Genomic DNA, 19,274 nt, shown 5'->3' with positions numbered 1-19,274 from the left:
TTCTCAGAAATCAGACCGAATACTGAAGCCTATCATCCCACTAACCTGCCTCTGGTGAGGAAGTTTTGGCAATGTTTGGTTGGTATTTTAGCAAAACGCCGCGATCGCCTATCACAAATCCCTGATCAGAGTTGAAGAAAACAACTTTATACAAATTAGCCGCTACTCCTTCCACATCACGGTCTTTTTCCCAAGTTTGACCACCATCAGCGCTTGACAGTAAATTACCGCTACCGCCGCCTATCCAAAGTTCATCAGGAGTGCGATAAGCCAAATCCAATAAACCCCAGCTAGTAGCCAACTCAGGATTTTGTGCTTCTTGCCATTCTTCGGGATTATTAGGCTCGCTAAACTGCACCTGACCCCCACGGGCCAGCAGCCACAACTGCCCATTCTCCGCAAAACCCATATTTTCTAAGCGGCGAGAATTATTGCGGTTATGGGGTTCCCAGCTAGTTTGTCCTGGTTCCCAAGTAGAGTAGAAACTACCTTTAGCCGAAACAGCAACATATTTACCATCAGGCGATCGCTCAATATTACGCACCACACCAACGGCTCCCTCAACCTGGGCTTTCCAGTTGATACCACCGTCTTGAGTTCTATATATCGCTCCCACATCGGTAGCCATTTCCGCCGTATTTTCTCCCAGAGCATAAATAGCAATGGGACTACCGGGTAGTTTTTCGCTTAAAGCAATGCGTGACCAAGAACTACCTTCATCAGTGGTATGCAACAGTAGCGAAGGTTCACCCAAAATCCAGCCTTCTTTGCCAGCAAAACTTACTGAGTCAAAGCGAGACTTCGGATCATCCAATTCCAGTGTTAGCGGTTTCCAAGTATCACCACCATCATTTGTTTCCAAAAGAGTAGCATCGCCACCCACGAGAAAACCATGCTGAGAGTTATCAGTAAAGGCGATATCCAGCAGCTTCGAGTCTGTTGGTACAGAAATTATCGCCCAAGGGTTAGAGACGGTAGAGGGGACTTTGCTACAACCTATACACAAGAAAACTACTATCAACAAGGCAAATATTCTTTGCCAATTTTTCATAATACCCATTGAATGCATCAGTATTTTTTACTTTTTTCTAAATTTTTGATCTTAGTGGCGATCGCAGCCCTCTAAAACTTGCTAAAAAAGATAACGGGTCTTATTGTAAGCCGTAGAGACTGATAAAAAACAAGAAACCAAGAGCCAAAGCCCCAAAAATCAGCAGATTTTTTTGCCCTGGTGTCATTCTGTTAACACCCAACCCATAACCCAGATTTTCTTTAAAACCCGACACAGTACCAACAGGGCCAATATTGGCAAAAGCAATCTTCTTCGCAGTACATACTGGACAACGCCAAGTTATGGGCAGTTCAGCAAACAGAGTACCTGGTTCAATATTATGGCTATCGTCTCCCTTTTCAGGTTCGTAAACATAACCACAGGCACGGCATTCATAACGGTCTAATGCCGGAGTTTCAACAGCTTGTTCCTTAGCTTGTTCGCTCATGGCTAAATCCTCACAGAGGAGAAATATTAAATATACGTTACAAATTATGACATAACTTTGACACTCTTCCATCATCTGCAAAAACGATCAATACCTCATATCGTTCTGTTTCACAGATTTCATCAAAAGCAACCAGATATAATGTAAAAGAAAGTAACAGCCTTATTTACACCATTAGCGGTAGATATTCATTGTGTTTGTCCTTAGCGGTTACGAGTACCTTCTAGGCTTCTTCATCATCTGTAGCCTAGTTCCAGCCCTTGCACTTTCAGCCTCCAAGCTCCTGCGACCCAGTGGTAACAGCCTAGAACGGCGCACTACATACGAATCCGGCATGGAACCCATTGGCGGAGCCTGGATTCAGTTCAATATTCGCTACTATATGTTTGCCCTCGTCTTCGTCGTCTTTGACGTAGAAACCGTATTCTTGTACCCTTGGGCGGTTGCCTTCCACCGTTTGGGGCTTTTGGCATTCATTGAAGCCTTAGTTTTTATTTCAATTCTTGTAGTTGCCCTAGTCTACGCCTGGCGTAAAGGAGCGTTGGAATGGTCTTGAACTCAAAATTAACAAGCCCAGACAAAGAGCAAATCATCAACCCGATTGAACGTCCCGCAATCACACAGGACTTGTCAGAAAACGTCATCCTGACCACAGTTGATGACCTATATAACTGGGCAAGGCTTTCGAGTCTGTGGCCTTTGCTGTTTGGTACAGCTTGCTGCTTCATTGAATTTGCCGCTTTAATCGGCTCCCGGTTTGACTTTGACCGTTTCGGACTCATTCCCCGTTCCAGCCCCCGCCAAGCCGATTTAATTATTACAGCAGGCACAATTACGATGAAGATGGCACCCCAATTGGTGCGTCTTTATGAACAAATGCCCGAACCCAAGTATGTCATCGCTATGGGTGCTTGTACAATTACTGGCGGGATGTTCAGCATGGATTCTCCCACAGCTGTCCGTGGAGTTGATAAACTGATTCCTGTAGATGTTTACTTGCCTGGTTGTCCCCCCCGTCCAGAAGCGATTATTGACGCAATTATTAAATTGCGGAAAAAAATAGCTAACGATTCCATGCAGGAACGAGGACAACTGAAGCAAACCCACCGTTTCTACAGCACAACTCACAATCTCAAGCCCACTGAACAGATTTTAACTGGTAAATATTTGCAGTCAGAAACTCGCTACACACCACCCAAGGAATTGACAGAAGCTATTGGTTTGCCAGTTCCACCCGCACTGCTGACAGCAAAGACTCAAGAGAAGGAGCAAAACCGCCGTGGCTGAAGAAGATTCCAAACCAGTACCAGCAGCAGAAGAGTCTCTAGTTAAAGCCGGTCAAATTTCCCAATGGTTAACGGAAAATGGTTTTGATCATGAGTCTTTGGAACCTGATAAGCTTGGGATAGAAATAATTAAAGTAGAAGCAGATTTTCTGCTGCCTATTTCTACAGCCCTTTATGCTTACGGGTTTAATTACCTTCAGTTTCAATCTGGTATTGACCTTGGACCTGGTGAAGATTTAGTCAGTGTCTATCACTTGATTAAAGTCGGTGATAATGCTGTTAAACCTGAAGAAATACGGGTAAAAGTGTTCTTACCTCGTGAAAATCCCAGCGTGCCTTCAGTTTACTGGATCTGGAAAACCGCAGACTGGCAAGAGCGCGAAACTTATGATATGTTCGGCATTGTCTATGAAGGTCATCCGAATCTGAAGCGGATTTTGATGCCGGAAGATTGGGTGGGTTGGCCTTTGCGGAAGGATTATATCTCGCCTGATTTCTACGAGTTGCAAGATGCTTATTAGCTAGCGCTGAGTTTCAGCAGTGAGAATTTTGTTTAACTCACTTTAGCCCCTTTCCGGTCGCGGAGAGGGGTTATGTTTTTTTAACGCAAAGGGGCGCGGAGGTTCGCGCAAAGGTTCGCGGAGATTGAGAGTTTACTGTTTCGGTGGATGTAAGCATCTTAAGGCTTTTTCAAGCTATTAAGCCCCAAGTAAATCTTTATATTTCTGTTGAAACGTTGTATAACCCAAGATGTTCCACAAATGGTAAAAAATCTTTGTCACTGAATAGAAGTGAGTTTTGGGTTTCGATACAGAAAGTTGCGATAATAACATCAGCCGTCTTCCGAATGGTGATACCACGCTTTCTGAGAAATCTATAGTTATCAACACTTTTGAGAGCAAAATTAACACCCAACATTTCAAAAATTGTCAGAAAAGTTAACAATTTATTTGCTGTTCTATAATCGCTATCTGAGCGAAATCCTTGTAAAACTTCAGTTAAAATAAGATCACCAATTGCAAGCGGTTCTACTCCCAGAAGACCATCTAGTTTATTTGTTTCTGGGGTTTCCCTGCCATTGGAATAGTCTATCCAGACGCTTGAATCTACAAGAATCATTGATTTGTTCTTATTTCTTCAAGGTCGCCTTCCCATTTTAGATTGCCTCTATAAGTTTTAATTTTTTCTTGTTCTTTTAGTTTAATCAGTGTTTTTAACCCAAGTTCTATAACTTCTCGTTGAGTTTTAATTCCAGTTGCTTTAATAGCATCATCTATAAGTTTTTCATCAATAACAATATTGTTAATCATGACAGGGTTACATGGATACTCTGGATAGGATATTTTGATAATCAATTAAACTTGAATTGAGGCGATTTGCAAATGTCAATTAGCTTTTAATTGAATGTTAAAGCGTATTTATTGAGGTTGTCAACTAAATTATTAAAACATTTGTACTCATTTCGGTATGAAGTGTGAGTATTAATTTAGTATTTATGTTCTATGTTAGTTGCAATTACAGCGTTAGCCAGCTAAAAACTTGCTCAACAGTTAGGGATAAATCAATATTGCTGAGAACGGGTAACGAGTCTGCACCTGTGAGCATTTCAACTCGTTGATTTGGGAATATAGTTAAAATGCTGGCTTCTTCTGGAAAAATTAACCAGCATAATTCTGTGCCATTTTGGGAACAGTGTAGCAGGTTACGGAGAACTTTGGCTTGACTTTGGTCTGGGGAAAGGATTTCTATTGCCCAGTCGGGATGAGTTTGAAAGCGGTTGGCTATTCTGCCAGATGCTTCACGGGGAATGCGTTCCCAACGAAATACGGCAATATCAGGAATTATGGCAGCACCGCCAAAAACACAACGCAGTTCGGGAAAAGCAAGGGCAGTTTTTGGAGGTTTGGCTGTCCTGTTAATTGCTTCACAAAGTTCTACCTGTAATAGGCTATGTTCTCCTTGGGGCATGGGTTTTTGGCTAATTTTTTCGTCTATATATTCGGAAGCGGGTTTAGTTTCAGGGAGTTCCAGAAATTCTTCTAAGCTGATTGATTTGACTAGCGTACTCATCGTTTTTCCTTGCCAAATTCTCTTACATTTATTTTACCGTCCTGACACCTGCCCAATATGTTAAAAAACCCCTACAAGAGTTAACTTAAAGGGGGTTTAGCTTAAGCGGGCGGCGGGAATCGAACCCGCATTATTAGCTTGGAAGGCTAAAGTTTTACCACTAAACTACGCCCGCAAAATCAGAGAATATTTAATTAATTTGATGTCTTAATATACAAACCAAACATAAAGTTAGATATATTTTTAGCTTGCACACAGACATAACTAACTATAGCATACAATAATTGTATTGCACAAGATAATTTTCAAACTATTTTAACTCCAGCATTTTTGCTAGTATTGAAAAATGACCAAAAAATCCGATGCTGACTGGCAATCAGGTGATTATGAGCAATTTACCGACCCGACTGATGGCAAAACTAAGTCGGGCGATAGCCCTTGGTCAAACCGTATTACTCATATCTGGAATAAAACTACAAACCGCTTAGTGAAGCTCGTACCTGTAGAGCAAGTAACACAGACCATAGTTCAATGGTTTAGTGTGAGTGAAACTGAGGTAGCAGAGATTTTAGCCACAGTTAGAGCCGAACTCCCAACCACAGAGGCCTTGCTGATTGGTAAGCCCCAAGCTGGCAAAAGTTCTATTGTCCGGGGCTTAACGGGAGTATCTGCGGAAATTGTGGGTCAGGGATTTCGCCCCCACACTCAACATACCCAGCGTTACGCCTATCCATCTAATGAACTACCGTTGCTGATTTTCACAGATACGGTGGGACTGGGAGACGTAAATCAGGATACTCAAGCGGTAATTCAGGATTTGATTAATGATTTACAAGAATCGAGTCGTCGGGCTAGAGTCCTGATTTTGACAGTCAAAATCAATGATTTCGCCACCGAGACATTGCGACAAATTGCGGAAAAACTCCGTCAGCAGTATCCAGAAATTCCCTGTCTACTGGCTGTTACTTGTTTACATGAAGTTTATCCCCCCAGTACAGATGACCATCCTGAGTATCCACCAGACTATGAGGAAGTCAAGCGAGCCTTTGCAGCCATTGAAGAAGCTTTTGCTGGATTATACGATCGCTCTGTCCTGATTGACTTCACTTTAGAAGAAGATGACTATCATCCTCTATTTTATGGCTTAGAAGTATTACGGGATTCCCTCGCAGAAATACTTCCAGAAGCAGAAGCCCGTGCAATTTATCAGTTATTAGACGATGCAGCCAGTAAGCAACTGGGCGATATTTACCGGGATGCTGGTCGGCGTTACATTCTACCATTTTCGATTATGGCAGCGGCCTTGGCGGCTGTGCCATTACCATTCGCTACCATGCCAGTTTTAACTTCCTTGCAAGTCTCAATGGTAGGTCTGCTAGGTAAATTATATGGGCAAACGGTAACGCCATCACAGGCAGGAGGTGTTGTTAGTGCGATCGCAGGTGGTTTTTTAGCCCAAGCTGTTGCACGAGAGTTAATCAAATTTGTGCCTGGTTTCGGTAGCGTCATTGCTGCTTCCTGGGCTGCTGCTTACACATGGGCGCTGGGAGAAGGCGCTTGTGTTTATTTTGGTGACTTGATGGGCGGTAAAAAACCCGACCCACAGAAAATTCAGGCGGTGATGAAAGAGGCTTTTCAGAAAGCACAGGAAATGTTTAAAGGTATTAAAACCTAAAAATCATTAAACAAACACAATTTTTACAACTCTTCCTCTGGTGCGACTCTGCGCCTGGTGCGTGATAAAAACTCATCTCTTGATTCAGCAACCAGCTTCTGTCATCAAAAAACCGCAGATTTATTTTCTGTTGCTTGAACAAACGCCTCAAATTGACCGTTGGGTGTCCATTGGATAGCGCCGTCATCTCTAGTAAAAAATAATTGTGTCTGGTTTTTACTCAATTCAGATAAAGTTTTGGCATCAAGGTTAGCATTATAAGCGATCGCCACCTGTGGTTGAAACATTTGTACTAAATCTCTCAAAGACTGAGGGCTACACCACAACACTTGCGGACGCAGCAAGCTTCCCGCCTTATATAGCTGTTCCACTTCTTGAGGCTTAACATTACCTACCAATAGCCAATTTTGCCCTTGAATTTGAAATTGTAAAACAGGTAACTGTTCATTAATTAACTGAGCCACTACCGAACCAGTATTTACAGTTTGACCAGGTGCTAAAGGCTGATAACTTCCTTGTTGCTTTTGGACTTCTTGTTGAATTGCCTGAATAGCAGTGGTACTTTTTAGATTTGGTGAATATTCATAAAAATTTTTAATCGGTAGAGTTTGCAGCACTTCCAACCAAGCATTGCTATCTTGATATTTAAAATTACTAGCGATCGCCCAATCTATTTGATTAACCCCCTGCTGTTGTAGAAATGGTAAAATTGTGAAACGTCCAGTCCCCTGATCACCACTATTAATCAATGTCACCTTTCCTCGGTCTTGAATGACTACAACTGGTTCCGTACCTGCTGCTAAAACCGTGATTCTAAATAATGTATTTGTATAATACCAAGATGGAATTAGCACCAAACTAATAACCATTAAACCTGCAAACCACCAGCGTTTCTGCCACCAACGTACCAGCCAAACCAAAATAATCAGTGCATATATCCCTAATAACTGCCATGTAGATATACTTCCCACTCTGAGATAATTACCCGGCAAATTACTAAATACTTCGACTAATTTAATCAGCCAATCAGTAGGAAAATATAATACACCAGCCAAAGCGCTGCCACCCGCAGGCCAAACTAATGCGGCGATCGCACTAATAATTCCACCTATACTAATGGTTGCAATCAAAGGAGTACTGATGATATTCAGTAGCACACCATAAGCAGGCATAACCCCAAATACATAAAGTTGCACAGGTAAAGTCCAAATTGTAGCAGCCAAAGGAACAGCAATTAAAGAGGCGATCGCCAGTGGTAGCCAATCTAAGCGTTTCACAAGTGCCGGAACTGTGACAATTAACCCTAGTGTGGCTAAAAAACTCAATTCAAAGCCTAAATCCCAAATCCATAACGGATTAATTAACAATAATATAGTTGCAGCTAATAACAGAGAACCAAATTGTTTAACCTTTCTGTTTAATAGCAAACCAACTAACGCCGCAAAACCCATAATTACGGCACGCAGTACCGAAGGCTGGAACCCGGTTAAACTCAGGAAAATAATTAACGCCAAACAGCCAAAAGTAAATTGTGTTCCCTTAGATGCCCGCCTTGTCAGCTGTAGAATTAAACCCAAGACCAAAGAAACGTGAAATCCTGAAGCAGCCAAAGTATGAGCCAAACCAGCTTTCACAAACAAATCACGGATATCGTAAGGTAAATCAACCGCCCTACTACCCAAAACCATTGCACTAACCAGGGGACCGGCTGGAACACCTAACCAACGAACTTGCGATCGCACAATGCGTTGCCTAACTTGCCACCATCCCCATTTACGTTCATCATACTGATCAAGAACATTAATCTGTCTGCCAGTCAAACCAGCAAATATTCCCTGTTGCTGGAGAAACTTCTGAAAATCGAAAGCACCAGGATTTGATGCAGTTCTCGGCTTGTATAAAACTCCAGTCACCGCAATTTGTTGACCAGGATATAACCCAGTAGCCTGAAGTATTGGTACTGTCACATATAATTTACCTGTCACACCCTTAGAAACATCTACCGGGCCAGTTTCATTTTTAACCTCATCCAGTTGAGTAGCTGCTAACACAAATTGGCCTCGTTGGCTGCGAGTCAAACGGGGATTACTCGCCACCTCCCCACGCACAATCACCAATTGTTGTTGATTACCGTTATTTTCTGAAGCAATAAACGTACTTATATCATTTTCATTTGGTTGTGGCGATCGCCATTGAAAATAGAAAGTTGCTAACAACCCCACCAACCCAGCAACCAGCCATATTCTAGGATGGGGAGCATTTTGCCAAATATTAGAAACACCCTCAGTTTTACCACCAGCATTTTCAGATTTTTGAGCAAATCGCCCTAATCTGCGTCTTCCAAACAAAACTGCTCCCACAACCCCAAAACCCAGAACCCAAAACCCACCCCCAGGAACACCCGTCAACAGCAATCCCAGAATAAACCCAAGACAGATAAACACACCACTTGTCTGAATCATAAGTCACTCATCAAAAAACTTACTTGTTCGTAGTAAGAACTTTAGCCCTTAAAACCCCGAATGCTAAACAATTAAGAGAACTCCACAAACTTCTATTGATGCTTAAGCGGACATAACTTACAGTTGATTGAGAGACTTCCAAATAAAAACAATATCCCCAAATCTCTTGTAGAGCGGGCATATTGCCCGCTAATAACTCATTTGTAGTTCTTCAAAAGTCGTTAAATTCTCCCCTCTCCTTACCAAGGAGAGGGGCTGGGGGTGAGGTTCCGTATTTTATTAAATCCACATTCCTCCTATACATGACCAAACTTAAACTGCTATCCCCTTCAGCAAAGGAAAACCCAACTTTTCCCGTTGCTCAACATATAGATGAGCCACCTTCCGAGCCAAATGACGAATCCTCGCAATGTAACGAGTTCTCTCAGTCACCGAAATCACACCCCTAGCATCCAGCAAATTAAACGTGTGCGAACACTTCATCACATAATCCAGACTCGGTACAACCAAACCACGCTCAGTCAATTGACTAGCTTCCTGCTCATATAAATTAAACAGTGTTAGCAGCAACTCAGGATTTGACCCTTCAAAATTGTAAGTACACTGCTCAATCTCACTTTGCAGAAAAACATCACCATAAGTAATAGTGTCCGTCCAATCAATCTTAGTAATAGCTTCCACCTGCTGGAGATACATCACCAGTCGCTCCAACCCGTAAGTAATTTCAATAGATACAGGACGACAATCAATTCCCCCACACTGTTGGAAATAGGTAAATTGAGTAATTTCCATCCCATCTAACCAGACTTCCCAACCAGTACCCCAAGCGCCCACCGTCGCATCTTCCCAGTTATCTTCCACAAACCGAACATCGTGATCTTCTGGACGAATGCCCAAAACCCTTAAAGAATCTAGATAAATATCTTGAATATTATCCGGTGACGGCTTAATCAGAACTTGGTACTGATAATAGTGTTGAAAACGATTCGGATTTTCGCCGTAACGGCCATCAGTAGGACGACGACATGGTTCAACATAAGCAACAGACCAAGGTTCGGGCCCCAACGCCCTTAAAAATGTATGAGGGTTTTTAGTACCCGCCCCCTTCTCAATATCGTAAGGCTGGGCAATTAAGCAACCACGTTCACCCCAAAACTGATGCAACAAACTAATGACAGACTGAAAATTCACGCTCTACCCTCCCATAAACAGCAAAGTGCATAAACCATTGTTGCCTACAACCTAGCACTGTGGGGAGTTTCAGACACATGAAAAAATAAATTCCAAATAAATTGAAAAAAGAGTTGACAAAGATAGGAGCGCTCGTTATATTAGATAAGTGCCTGAGAGACGAGCGCCAAAGAGCGGCGTTTTGAAGTCACACCGAACCTTGAAAATATTATAGTTTGAAAGCAATTATACAGCAAATATTGCGCGTCAAGTCAATAAAATAACGAGACTAAAGTTAAAAAACAGTAGTCAAGAAAGAGCTAAAACAAACAAACCAAAACGGAGAGTTTGATCCTGGCTCAGGATGAACGCTGGCGGTATGCTTAACACATGCAAGTCGAACGGTGTCTTCGGACATAGTGGCGGACGGGTGAGTAACGCGTGAGAATCTAGCTTCAGGTCGGGGACAACCACGGGAAACTGTGGCTAATACCGGATATGCCGAGAGGTGAAAGGCTTGCTGCCTGAAGATGAGCTCGCGTCTGATTAGCTAGTAGGTGTGGTAAAAGCGCACCTAGGCGACGATCAGTAGCTGGTCTGAGAGGATGATCAGCCACACTGGGACTGAGACACGGCCCAGACTCCTACGGGAGGCAGCAGTGGGGAATTTTCCGCAATGGGCGAAAGCCTGACGGAGCAATACCGCGTGAGGGAGGAAGGCTCTTGGGTTGTAAACCTCTTTTCTCAGGGAAGAAAAAAATGACGGTACCTGAGGAATAAGCATCGGCTAACTCCGTGCCAGCAGCCGCGGTAATACGGAGGATGCAAGCGTTATCCGGAATGATTGGGCGTAAAGGGTCCGCAGGTGGCTATGTAAGTCTGCTGTTAAAGAATCTAGCTCAACTAGATAAAAGCAGTGGAAACTACAAGGCTAGAGTGCGTTCGGGGTAGAGGGAATTCCTGGTGTAGCGGTGAAATGCGTAGATATCAGGAAGAACACCAGTGGCGAAGGCGCTCTACTAGGCCGCAACTGACACTGAGGGACGAAAGCTAGGGGAGCGAATGGGATTAGATACCCCAGTAGTCCTAGCCGTAAACGATGGATACTAGGCGTGGCTCGTATCGACCCGAGCCGTGCCGGAGCTAACGCGTTAAGTATCCCGCCTGGGGAGTACGCACGCAAGTGTGAAACTCAAAGGAATTGACGGGGGCCCGCACAAGCGGTGGAGTATGTGGTTTAATTCGATGCAACGCGAAGAACCTTACCAAGACTTGACATGTCGCGAATCTCTCTGAAAGGAGAGAGTGCCTTCGGGAGCGCGAACACAGGTGGTGCATGGCTGTCGTCAGCTCGTGTCGTGAGATGTTGGGTTAAGTCCCGCAACGAGCGCAACCCTCGTTTTTAGTTGCCAGCATTAAGTTGGGCACTCTAGAGAGACTGCCGGTGACAAACCGGAGGAAGGTGGGGATGACGTCAAGTCAGCATGCCCCTTACGTCTTGGGCTACACACGTACTACAATGCTACGGACAAAGGGCAGCTACACAGCAATGTGATGCAAATCTCACAAAACCGTAGCTCAGTTCAGATCGCAGGCTGCAACTCGCCTGCGTGAAGTCGGAATCGCTAGTAATTGCAGGTCAGCATACTGCAGTGAATTCGTTCCCGGGCCTTGTACACACCGCCCGTCACACCATGGAAGCTGGTCACGCCCGAAGTCGTTACCCCAACTGTTCGCAGAGGGGGATGCCGAAGGCAGGACTGGTGACTGGGGTGAAGTCGTAACAAGGTAGCCGTACCGGAAGGTGTGGCTGGATCACCTCCTTTTAGGGAGACCGAATCCACTCAAACATCGAAAGCAAATCGCAATTAGATACTGAGTTGGTCATTCCTAGGTCGGTCGCGAATATTTGTTGAAGCTCTCAAACTATAGATTTGGTTCGGATAATGGGCTATTAGCTCAGGTGGTTAGAGCGCACCCCTGATAAGGGTGAGGTCCCTGGTTCGAGTCCAGGATGGCCCACCTGAAATCAGTTAACAGTCAACAGTCAACAGTAGTCAGTAAAAAGCTGATAACTGGTAACTGATACCTGATAACTGACTGATGGGGGTTTAGCTCAGTTGGTAGAGCGCCTGCTTTGCAAGCAGGATGTCAGCGGTTCGAGTCCGCTAATCTCCACCTTGTGTAAAAATCGCAAAAAAATCATATCGTTGATTGTCAGATCAGACAAAAAATAGATATAATAACTCTTGTGGTCATTAGCACAGTGTGATAAAATAACAGATCGGAGAATATTCAGCAATTGATTGCTTCATACAATCGAACTGCTGGGTGATAATCCAGCCAGAACCTTGAAAACTGCATAGTAACGCGAAAAAAAGGCAGGCAGACGGATTAGAGTCCTGATTGCTTCTTGACTGAGTGCTGAGTGAAATCAGTGCCTAGAAGGAAGTAAACAGAACGAAAAAAAGTTTGCAGAAACACCAATGTAAATGTGGTCAAGCTAATAAGGGCTTACGGTGGATACCTAGGCACACAGAGGCGAAGAAGGACGTGGTTACCGACGATATACTCCGGGGAGTTGGAAGCAAACATTGAGCCGGAGGTTTCCGAATGGGGCAACCCTAAATACTACCTGTTGAATATATAGACAGGAAAGAGCCAACCCAGCGAACTGAAACATCTTAGTAGCTGGAGGAAGAGAAATCAAAAGAGATTCCCTGAGTAGTGGTGAGCGAAAGGGGAAAAGCCTAAACCAAAAGATTTATCCTTTGGGGTAGTGGGACAGCGATATCGAATCTGGCGGTTAGACGAAGCAGCTAAATACTGCACCAAAGAAGGTGAAAGTCCTGTAGTCGAAAACTCAAGGATAGTAGCTGAATCCCGAGTAGCATGGGGCACGAGGAATCCCATGTGAATCAGCGAGGACCATCTCGTAAGGCTAAATACTACTGTGTGACCGATAGTGAACCAGTACCGCGAGGGAAAGGTGAAAAGAACCCCGGAAGGGGAGTGAAATAGAACATGAAACCGTAAGCTTACAAGCAGTGGGAGGACGATTGAACGTCTGACCGCGTGCCTGTTGAAGAATGAGCCGGCGACTTATAGGCACTGGTAGGTTAAGGCGAGAATGCCGGAGCCAAAGGGAAACCGAGTCTGAAAAGGGCGCTCAATCAGTGTTTATAGACCCGAACCCTGGTGATCTAACCATGGCCAGGATGAAGCTTGGGTAACACCAAGTGGAGGTCCGAACCGACTGATGTTGAAAAATCAGCGGATGAGCTGTGGTTAGGGGTGAAATGCCAATCGAACCAGGAGCTAGCTGGTTCTCCCCGAAATGTGTTTAGGCGCAGCGGTAATGATTAAATCTGGGGGGTAAAGCACTGTTTCGGTGCGGGCTGGGAGACCGGTACCAAATCGAGACAAACTCAGAATACCCAGAGAACACATTGCCAGTGAGACAGTGGGGGATAAGCTTCATTGTCAAGAGGGAAACAGCCCAGACCACCAGCTAAGGTCCCCAAATCATCACTAAGTGATAAAGGAGGTGGGATTGCATAGACAACTAGGAGGTTTGCCTAGAAGCAGCCAACCTTAAAAGAGTGCGTAATAGCTCACTAGTCAAGCGATCCTGCGCCGAAAATGAACGGGGCTAAGTGATGTACCGAAGCTGTGGGATTAATCTAGTATTAATCGGTAGGGGAGCGTTCCGTAATAGGTAGAAGCAGTAGCGGCGAGCAGCTGTGGACGAAACGGAAGTGAGAATGTCGGCTTGAGTAGCGCAAACATTGGTGAGAATCCAATGCCCCGAAACCCTAAGGGTTCCTCCGCCAGGTTCGTCCACGGAGGGTTAGTCGGGTCCTAAGGCGAGGTCGAAGGGCGTAGTCGATGGACACAGGGTGAATAATCCCTGACTACTATGTGGGAGCATTGCGAGGGACGCATGAAAGATAGCCATACCCTGATTGGTTTGGGAGGAGTTTACGAACTCCGCGTGGTGAAGGATAGTGTCAAGAAAAGCTCGTAATGTGATGAAAACATAGTACCCGTACCCGAAACCGACACAGGTAGGGAGGTTGAGAATACCAAGGGGCGCGAGATAACTCTCTCTAAGGAACTCGGCAAAATGGCCCCGTAACTTCGGGAGAAGGGGTGCCCACCTCAGACGTGGGTCGCAGTGAAGAGATCCAGGCGACTGTTTACCAAAAACACAGGTCTCCGCCAACTCGAAAGAGGACGTATGGGGGCTGACGCCTGCCCAGTGCCGGAAGGTTAAGGAAGTTGGTCAGGGGTTCGCCTTGAAGCTGACGACCGAAGCCCCGGTGAACGGCGGCCGTAACTATAACGGTCCTAAGGTAGCGAAATTCCTTGTCGGGTAAGTTCCGACCCGCACGAAAGGCGTAACGATCTGGATGGTGTCTCAGAGAGAGACTCGGCGAAATAGGAATGTCTGTGAAGATACGGACTGCCTGCACCTGGACAGAAAGACCCTATGAAGCTTTACTGTAGCCTGGAATTGTGTTCGGGCTTCGCTTGCGCAGGATAGGTGGGAAGCGAAGAAGTATCCCTTGTGGGGGATATGGAGCTAACGGTGAGATACCACTCTGGCGAAGCTAGAATTCTAACCCATGACCGTAAGCCGGTCAGGGAACAGTTTCAGGTGGGCAGTTTGACTGGGGCGGTCGCCTCCTAAAAAGTAACGGAGGCGCGCAAAGGTTCTCTCAGCACGCTTGGAAACCGTGCGGCGAGTGTAAAGGCAAAAGAGAGCTTGACTGCGAGAGATACAACTCCTAAATCAGACCACATTTGATAAAAAGCACTCCATTCCACAAAATCTGCTTCATCTCCTAATTGACCTGTTTTAAATTGTTGATAAAAATCTGTAGATGATAATTGATACTGTTGTTCAAATGCTTGTAAATCATTTTCTAATTCTTTAATTTGCTGTTGAATATTTTCTCTTTCTTGATTGATAATCTTTCTGAGTGATGAAGCCAAGATATCACTATATCCTCCTTGTTGAGAAAGTGCTTCAAGAGCTTTTAATTGATTGATTATTTCTGCTTGAGTTGTCATTATTACTTCTTACTTTTAGATAATGTTTATATCTTAGGACTTACGCAATAACTCTCTGCAACCCTCTTTCCTTCGTGTCCTTCTCCCTTGGCGCTAGCCTCTCCCTTTGGGCCAAAGGGAGAGGCTAGCGCCAACGCGTTCTTCTCCCTTGGCGCTAGCCTCTCCCTTTGGGAGAAGGGGAGACGCTACGCGAATGTGGTTCGTTTTTTCATGATTTTGCGTAAGTCCTGTATCTAATTGAGGTGGAACTTTATTTTGCGACTCTCAACAAAGGAGAATTTAAAATTATTTTACCCAGAGTTCAGGGATAGTGAAAGTATATGAATATACTTTATAAGTGGCAGTCATGAGTATGGAGAGGACTAAAGTCCTCACTACGAGCCTTTGTGATGGTCTTCTGTGGTCTGTTTCCCAGAATCGGACAGATGCTGATCGCAGCAATTGTGTTTTACCTCTGGAACTGGATCATATCCACCAGGATGGAAGGGATGACAACGCAAAATCCGCCGAGTCGCCATCCAGCCACCGCGCCAGATGCCAAATCGCTCAATAGCTTCAATAGCATACATTGAACAAGTGGGTTGAAAGCGACAAGTCGGGGGAAACAGGGGCGAAATAAACATTCTGTAACCTTTAATCAACCAAATGAATAATAGTTTCATCGCGATCGCCTAAATCTTATAGATTAGTAATAAACGTAAAAAATTCCTATCTTGTAGTTTCTTTGTTATCTCCAGCTATCGATTTCACCTCTACTCCACCTTTGTGGCTACAAATTACCGTAGTTGCAGTTTGGGTGTCACTCATCCTCCTAATCGCTTGGGTGGTATATCGCTTTGCTAAGGGCGAACCAGAAATAGTCAGGAAAATAGTTCACATTGGCACTGGGAATGTAATCATGCTGGCTTGGTGGCTCGATGTTCCCGCCAGTTTAGGCATTACAGCCTCCATTGTCGCCAGTGCCATCACTTTATTATCATACCGATTTCCCCTGCTTCCCGGTATTAATAGCGTGGGTAGGCAAAGTTTAGGAACCTTCTTTTATGCTGTCAGCATGGGCATTTTAGTAGCTTGGTTTTGGCACATAGAACAGCCCCAATATGCAGCCATCGGCATCATGGTAATGGCTTGGGGCGATGGGTTAGCAGCATTGATTGGGCAACGCTTTGGTAAACACAAGTATCAAGTCTTGGGAGCGCAAAAAAGCTGGGAAGGCTCCTTGACAATGGCTTTAGTGAGTTTTATCATCAGTAGTGGAATTTTACTGAGTGTAGAAGGTAACGTCTGGCAAACTTGGGTAGTATCATTGGCGATCGCTTTAGCAGCTACGAGCTTAGAAGCCATTTCATTCTTAGGTATAGATAACTTAACAGTACCTTTAGGCAGTGCAAGCCTAGCATTTGTATTAATTGAAATCTTCTTGCACCATTCCCCATAACCCTAAACTAAGCATTTATCTGTGTTTATCTGTGGATGATTAAATCTTCGCTCAAAAGTCTGCACTTAGAAAATGATAAAAATAATTTGTACATTTCACCACATGAATTTTGAGCAATTACGGTGAAGGGATGGACTCAGCAGATAATTGAAAACTCGATTATTAGATGACCTAGCCGCAAAACCTGGAATATTGTCTAATTATTTTCTCAAAGTATGAGGTTTGCCAAAAAAAAGTTAGACTTTATATCTACTTTCAGGAGTAAATATACAAGATTGATTTCTACCTGTGGATTTATGAATTCCTCACAAACAGTGCTTATAGTTAAGTTCTTAGGTGGTAACAACCTATGTACGTAAGTGAGGCTAACAATCATGTCACATCAAATATTTGCATCAGAATTGCTTGTTACTTTATCTGATGATCAACAAGAGCTTTTAGCTGGCGGTCAAGACTTTGAACTGGCTGGTAGCAATTTTTATAACAGAGTTGCAAACTTACAAGGAACAAGTAATTCCGGTCCAGATGGCAGTAATGCCAACTCTACAGGTGACGTTACCGCCGTCAATACTGCGGCACAAGACTTAATGGGATTAGGTGCGACAGAAGTTCCTGACATTGAGGCTTTGGGTGCTGCACCAGTTCTTAACGGTGGAGGCGGTGCTGGCGGTGGTGGTGGTGCTGCTGAAGGTTAATCAACTCAACCAGCCAAACTGTTGAACCATCCCTACAGTTAACCCAGAAAGTTGATCTTTGACATTAAAGCGTTTCACCTATAGTAATCCGCTTTGATTTTTGATAGCTTGCGTGGCGTAGCCATACTTACTTGCGTAGGTGGTCCGTGGGGAGTTACTTCGACTGCGCTCAGTAACCGGGGGAGTGGTCCGTGGGAAACAGCTTTTTGAGTTGTAAGCGCAAAGCGCAGGCTACGCCAACAGAAATCAAATAGGAGTCCTATATCTCAATCGGAAATGGTGAATTGGGGAGATTAAAGAATCAGCAGTGCCATTGTGAATTCCTGACCCTACCCAAAATATGCAATTGTGATCTCCAATAACTCAACTATTGCAGAGATCACCCTTGGCGCTCTAATTAAGCACTCTGGGTTTCCTTTTCTCAGGCGTGGAAAGTAGGCTTTGATTCCAGATTTTCTTGCCAGTTGATTTTGGCACAATACATCACCAAAACTGCATCAACAAGTTAGTATCTGGAATCTTTTTTTGAAGAATTACGTAAATGAGGCTAACAATCATGACAGAGCATATTGTATCAGAATTGTGTGTTGCGTTATCCGACGAGCAACAAGAACTCGTAGCTGGCGGTGTTGACTTTGACCTAGCAGGGAGCAATTTCGCTAACAGACAGGCAAATTTAGCAGGAACAGTCAGTTCTGGCCCCAATGGTAGCACTGCCAACTCCACAGGTGATTTGACAGCGACTAACACTGCGGCACAAGATTTATTGGTATTTGGTGCGGAGCAAGTTCCTGACGTTGATGCTTTGGGCGCTGCGCCAGTTCTCAACGGCACAGCTGCTACTGAAGGATAACGAGATTGAGTAATTTGTCAAGTTGAAATTGATGGATAAGGGACTTGCAATTAATAAAATACCCAAAACTTTCTTGTGGTGCGGGCATCTTGCCCGCTAATCATGAAGGACGGGCAGTCCTTGCCTTCTCCCACAAAATTGGGTAATTTATTTTTTGGTGAACCCTAAGCAAACTATCAAAACTACTTTGACAAAGTGCTAGATAAATCTGCAATTGCTATCTTGAATAATTGATGATTGCACAGATAACTGTGTTTATTGTCTCCAGGTAGCACTGAGTATCTGGTTACTCAACACTTCCACAAAAATGGATTCCAGAGCTTTCTGTGTGTAATTAATGTTTGCACAACTGGATGATTTGGCTGAATACTCAGGATAAACTATCCACAAATCAGCTTCTGGAATCCTTTATTTAAGAATTATGTAAATAAGACTAACAATTATACCAAATCAGATTGGAGTTGATTGTGTCAGTGAGGCTAATAATTATGTCACATCAAATGATCACATCGGATTGGTTTGCAGAGTCAGAATTGTCCGATAGACAGCAAGAGTTCCTGGTTGGTGGTATTAACTATCAATTGCAAGATAACAATTTCGCTCAAGGATCTGCAACCAGGAGAAACACAAGTGACAATAGTCCAGAAGGAAACTCTTCTGCATCAAATACTCAGCAAGCTGATGTAAATTCTAACGCCACAAGTTTTTTATCTAGTGAACCTACAGAATTTCCGGCTCTTGCCAACTTTGAAGAACTGAATCAATTGAACACAGATTAGCAAATTTCACAACATCAAGATGTCAAGTTGATAACTTAGCCGTGATTGTCCTGGAATATAAAACTTTTCGGCGTTGTTTCCACGTAAACCTGCTAAATTATCCCAAGAAAAGGGGGAGAGGAGATAGTTATGACTCGCTCAACGTAAGTGAGGTCTTTGAGAGAGTTTGAGCATTCTCCTCTGTTGTTTCTACGCGTTATCCACGTGAGATACATAAGAAAGGTGATTGGCGTGCATAGCTTATTCCTTTCTTTATCCCCATTTCTAATTA

Annotated in this window: 16 protein-coding genes, 3 tRNA genes, 1 rRNA gene and 2 other annotated features; of the genes, 11 read left to right on the top strand and 9 right to left on the bottom strand. The window is 44.0% G+C overall.

All coding sequences use genetic code 11. The features are described from left to right. Positions 1–40: 40 nt before the first annotated feature. The gene (locus tag NSP_RS06380; protein ID WP_006197412.1) at positions 41–1,060 is read right to left on the bottom strand and encodes a photosynthesis system II assembly factor Ycf48; all 1,020 of its coding nucleotides are present in this window, start codon (positions 1,058–1,060) and stop codon (positions 41–43) included. A gap of 91 nt (positions 1,061–1,151) precedes the next feature. Beyond that, complete coding sequence (locus NSP_RS06375) at positions 1,152–1,499, bottom strand: rubredoxin (protein WP_006197414.1); 348 nt, start codon at positions 1,497–1,499, stop codon at positions 1,152–1,154. Positions 1,500–1,692: 193 nt separating this feature from the next. Between NSP_RS06375 and ndhC the strand changes: the two genes are divergently transcribed. The 3 genes from ndhC to NSP_RS06360 are packed head-to-tail and all read left to right on the top strand — an operon-like array spanning position 1,693 to position 3,306. Next, positions 1,693–2,055 carry a photosynthetic/respiratory NAD(P)H-quinone oxidoreductase subunit C gene (gene ndhC, locus NSP_RS06370; RefSeq protein ID WP_006197415.1) on the top strand — a complete coding sequence of 121 codons (363 nt, stop codon included), beginning with the start codon at positions 1,693–1,695 and terminating at the stop codon, positions 2,053–2,055. Continuing rightward, a complete protein-coding gene (locus NSP_RS06365) occupies positions 2,046–2,786 on the top strand; it encodes an NADH dehydrogenase subunit K (protein WP_006197416.1) in 741 nt (246 codons plus the stop codon). Before ndhC ends, NSP_RS06365 begins: the two co-directional genes overlap by 10 nt. Then, entirely contained in the window at positions 2,779–3,306 is a 528-nt protein-coding gene (locus tag NSP_RS06360) for an NAD(P)H-quinone oxidoreductase subunit J (protein ID WP_006197417.1), read from the top strand. The genes NSP_RS06365 and NSP_RS06360 overlap by 8 nt, the downstream gene beginning before the upstream one ends. A gap of 196 nt (positions 3,307–3,502) precedes the next feature. Here the strand turns inward: NSP_RS06360 and vapC are convergent, their stop codons facing one another. From vapC to NSP_RS06340, 4 genes are all read right to left on the bottom strand, one after another. Next, positions 3,503–3,904: a type II toxin-antitoxin system VapC family toxin gene (gene vapC / locus NSP_RS06355; protein WP_006197418.1), complete on the bottom strand. Its 402-nt coding sequence runs from the start codon at positions 3,902–3,904 to the stop codon at positions 3,503–3,505. Next, positions 3,901–4,095 carry a type II toxin-antitoxin system VapB family antitoxin gene (locus tag NSP_RS06350; protein WP_006197419.1) on the bottom strand — a complete coding sequence of 65 codons (195 nt, stop codon included), beginning with the start codon at positions 4,093–4,095 and terminating at the stop codon, positions 3,901–3,903. Before NSP_RS06350 ends, vapC begins: the two co-directional genes overlap by 4 nt. Positions 4,096–4,300: 205 nt before the next feature. After that, positions 4,301–4,855 carry a Uma2 family endonuclease gene (locus NSP_RS06345; protein ID WP_006197420.1) on the bottom strand — a complete coding sequence of 185 codons (555 nt, stop codon included), beginning with the start codon at positions 4,853–4,855 and terminating at the stop codon, positions 4,301–4,303. Positions 4,856–4,959: 104 nt separating this feature from the next. Continuing rightward, positions 4,960–5,030, bottom strand: a tRNA-Gly gene (locus NSP_RS06340). A gap of 171 nt (positions 5,031–5,201) precedes the next feature. Here NSP_RS06340 and NSP_RS06335 point away from each other — a divergent pair. Next, positions 5,202–6,530 (top strand): YcjF family protein, encoded by a 1,329-nt coding sequence (locus NSP_RS06335; protein WP_006197422.1) that lies wholly within the window; start codon positions 5,202–5,204, stop codon positions 6,528–6,530. 104 nt (positions 6,531–6,634) lie between these two features. On the opposite strand, the gene NSP_RS06330 is transcribed toward NSP_RS06335, so the two are convergent. Together NSP_RS06330 and glyQ are read right to left on the bottom strand one after the other, a co-directional pair. After that, positions 6,635–8,992, bottom strand: coding sequence for a ComEC/Rec2 family competence protein (locus tag NSP_RS06330; RefSeq protein WP_006197423.1), 2,358 nt, complete (start codon positions 8,990–8,992; stop codon positions 6,635–6,637). 312 nt (positions 8,993–9,304) lie between these two features. Then, positions 9,305–10,183 (bottom strand): glycine--tRNA ligase subunit alpha, encoded by an 879-nt coding sequence (gene glyQ, locus NSP_RS06325; protein WP_006197424.1) that lies wholly within the window; start codon positions 10,181–10,183, stop codon positions 9,305–9,307. A gap of 315 nt (positions 10,184–10,498) precedes the next feature. Between glyQ and NSP_RS06320 the strand changes: the two genes are divergently transcribed. The 3 genes from NSP_RS06320 (at position 10,499) to NSP_RS06310 (ending at position 12,340) form a co-directional block, all read left to right on the top strand. Continuing rightward, positions 10,499–11,988, top strand: a 16S ribosomal RNA gene (locus NSP_RS06320). A gap of 122 nt (positions 11,989–12,110) precedes the next feature. Beyond that, a tRNA-Ile gene (locus NSP_RS06315) sits at positions 12,111–12,184 on the top strand. Positions 12,185–12,267: 83 nt separating this feature from the next. Continuing rightward, positions 12,268–12,340 (top strand) — tRNA-Ala (locus NSP_RS06310). A gap of 332 nt (positions 12,341–12,672) precedes the next feature. Continuing rightward, positions 12,673–14,606: a sequence feature (23S ribosomal RNA rRNA prediction is too short), on the top strand. 49 nt (positions 14,607–14,655) lie between these two features. Then, positions 14,656–15,003, top strand: a sequence feature (23S ribosomal RNA rRNA prediction is too short). Positions 15,004–15,612: 609 nt separating this feature from the next. Here the strand turns inward: NSP_RS06310 and yidD are convergent. Beyond that, positions 15,613–15,900, bottom strand: coding sequence for a membrane protein insertion efficiency factor YidD (yidD, locus tag NSP_RS06300; RefSeq protein ID WP_006198428.1), 288 nt, complete (start codon positions 15,898–15,900; stop codon positions 15,613–15,615). Between the two features lie 62 nt (positions 15,901–15,962). Here yidD and NSP_RS06295 point away from each other — a divergent pair, with 62 nt between their 5' ends. The 4 genes from NSP_RS06295 (at position 15,963) to NSP_RS06280 (ending at position 19,003) form a co-directional block, all read left to right on the top strand. Further along, complete coding sequence (locus NSP_RS06295; protein ID WP_006198427.1) at positions 15,963–16,676, top strand: diacylglycerol/polyprenol kinase family protein; 714 nt, start codon at positions 15,963–15,965, stop codon at positions 16,674–16,676. Positions 16,677–17,050: 374 nt separating this feature from the next. Beyond that, complete coding sequence (locus tag NSP_RS06290) at positions 17,051–17,371, top strand: CTB family bacteriocin (protein WP_006198426.1); 321 nt, start codon at positions 17,051–17,053, stop codon at positions 17,369–17,371. Positions 17,372–17,927: 556 nt separating this feature from the next. Beyond that, the gene (locus tag NSP_RS06285) at positions 17,928–18,224 is read left to right on the top strand and encodes a CTB family bacteriocin (RefSeq protein WP_006198424.1); all 297 of its coding nucleotides are present in this window, start codon (positions 17,928–17,930) and stop codon (positions 18,222–18,224) included. A gap of 488 nt (positions 18,225–18,712) precedes the next feature. After that, the gene (locus NSP_RS06280) at positions 18,713–19,003 is read left to right on the top strand and encodes a CTB family bacteriocin (protein ID WP_006198423.1); all 291 of its coding nucleotides are present in this window, start codon (positions 18,713–18,715) and stop codon (positions 19,001–19,003) included. Positions 19,004–19,274 lie beyond the last annotated feature (271 nt).

The sequence above is a fragment of the Nodularia spumigena CCY9414 genome, assembly GCF_000340565.2.
Classification (GTDB): domain Bacteria; phylum Cyanobacteriota; class Cyanobacteriia; order Cyanobacteriales; family Nostocaceae; genus Nodularia; species Nodularia spumigena.
Note: the sequence above shows the minus strand (reverse complement) of the source record. Positions and strands in the feature narration are given on the sequence as shown.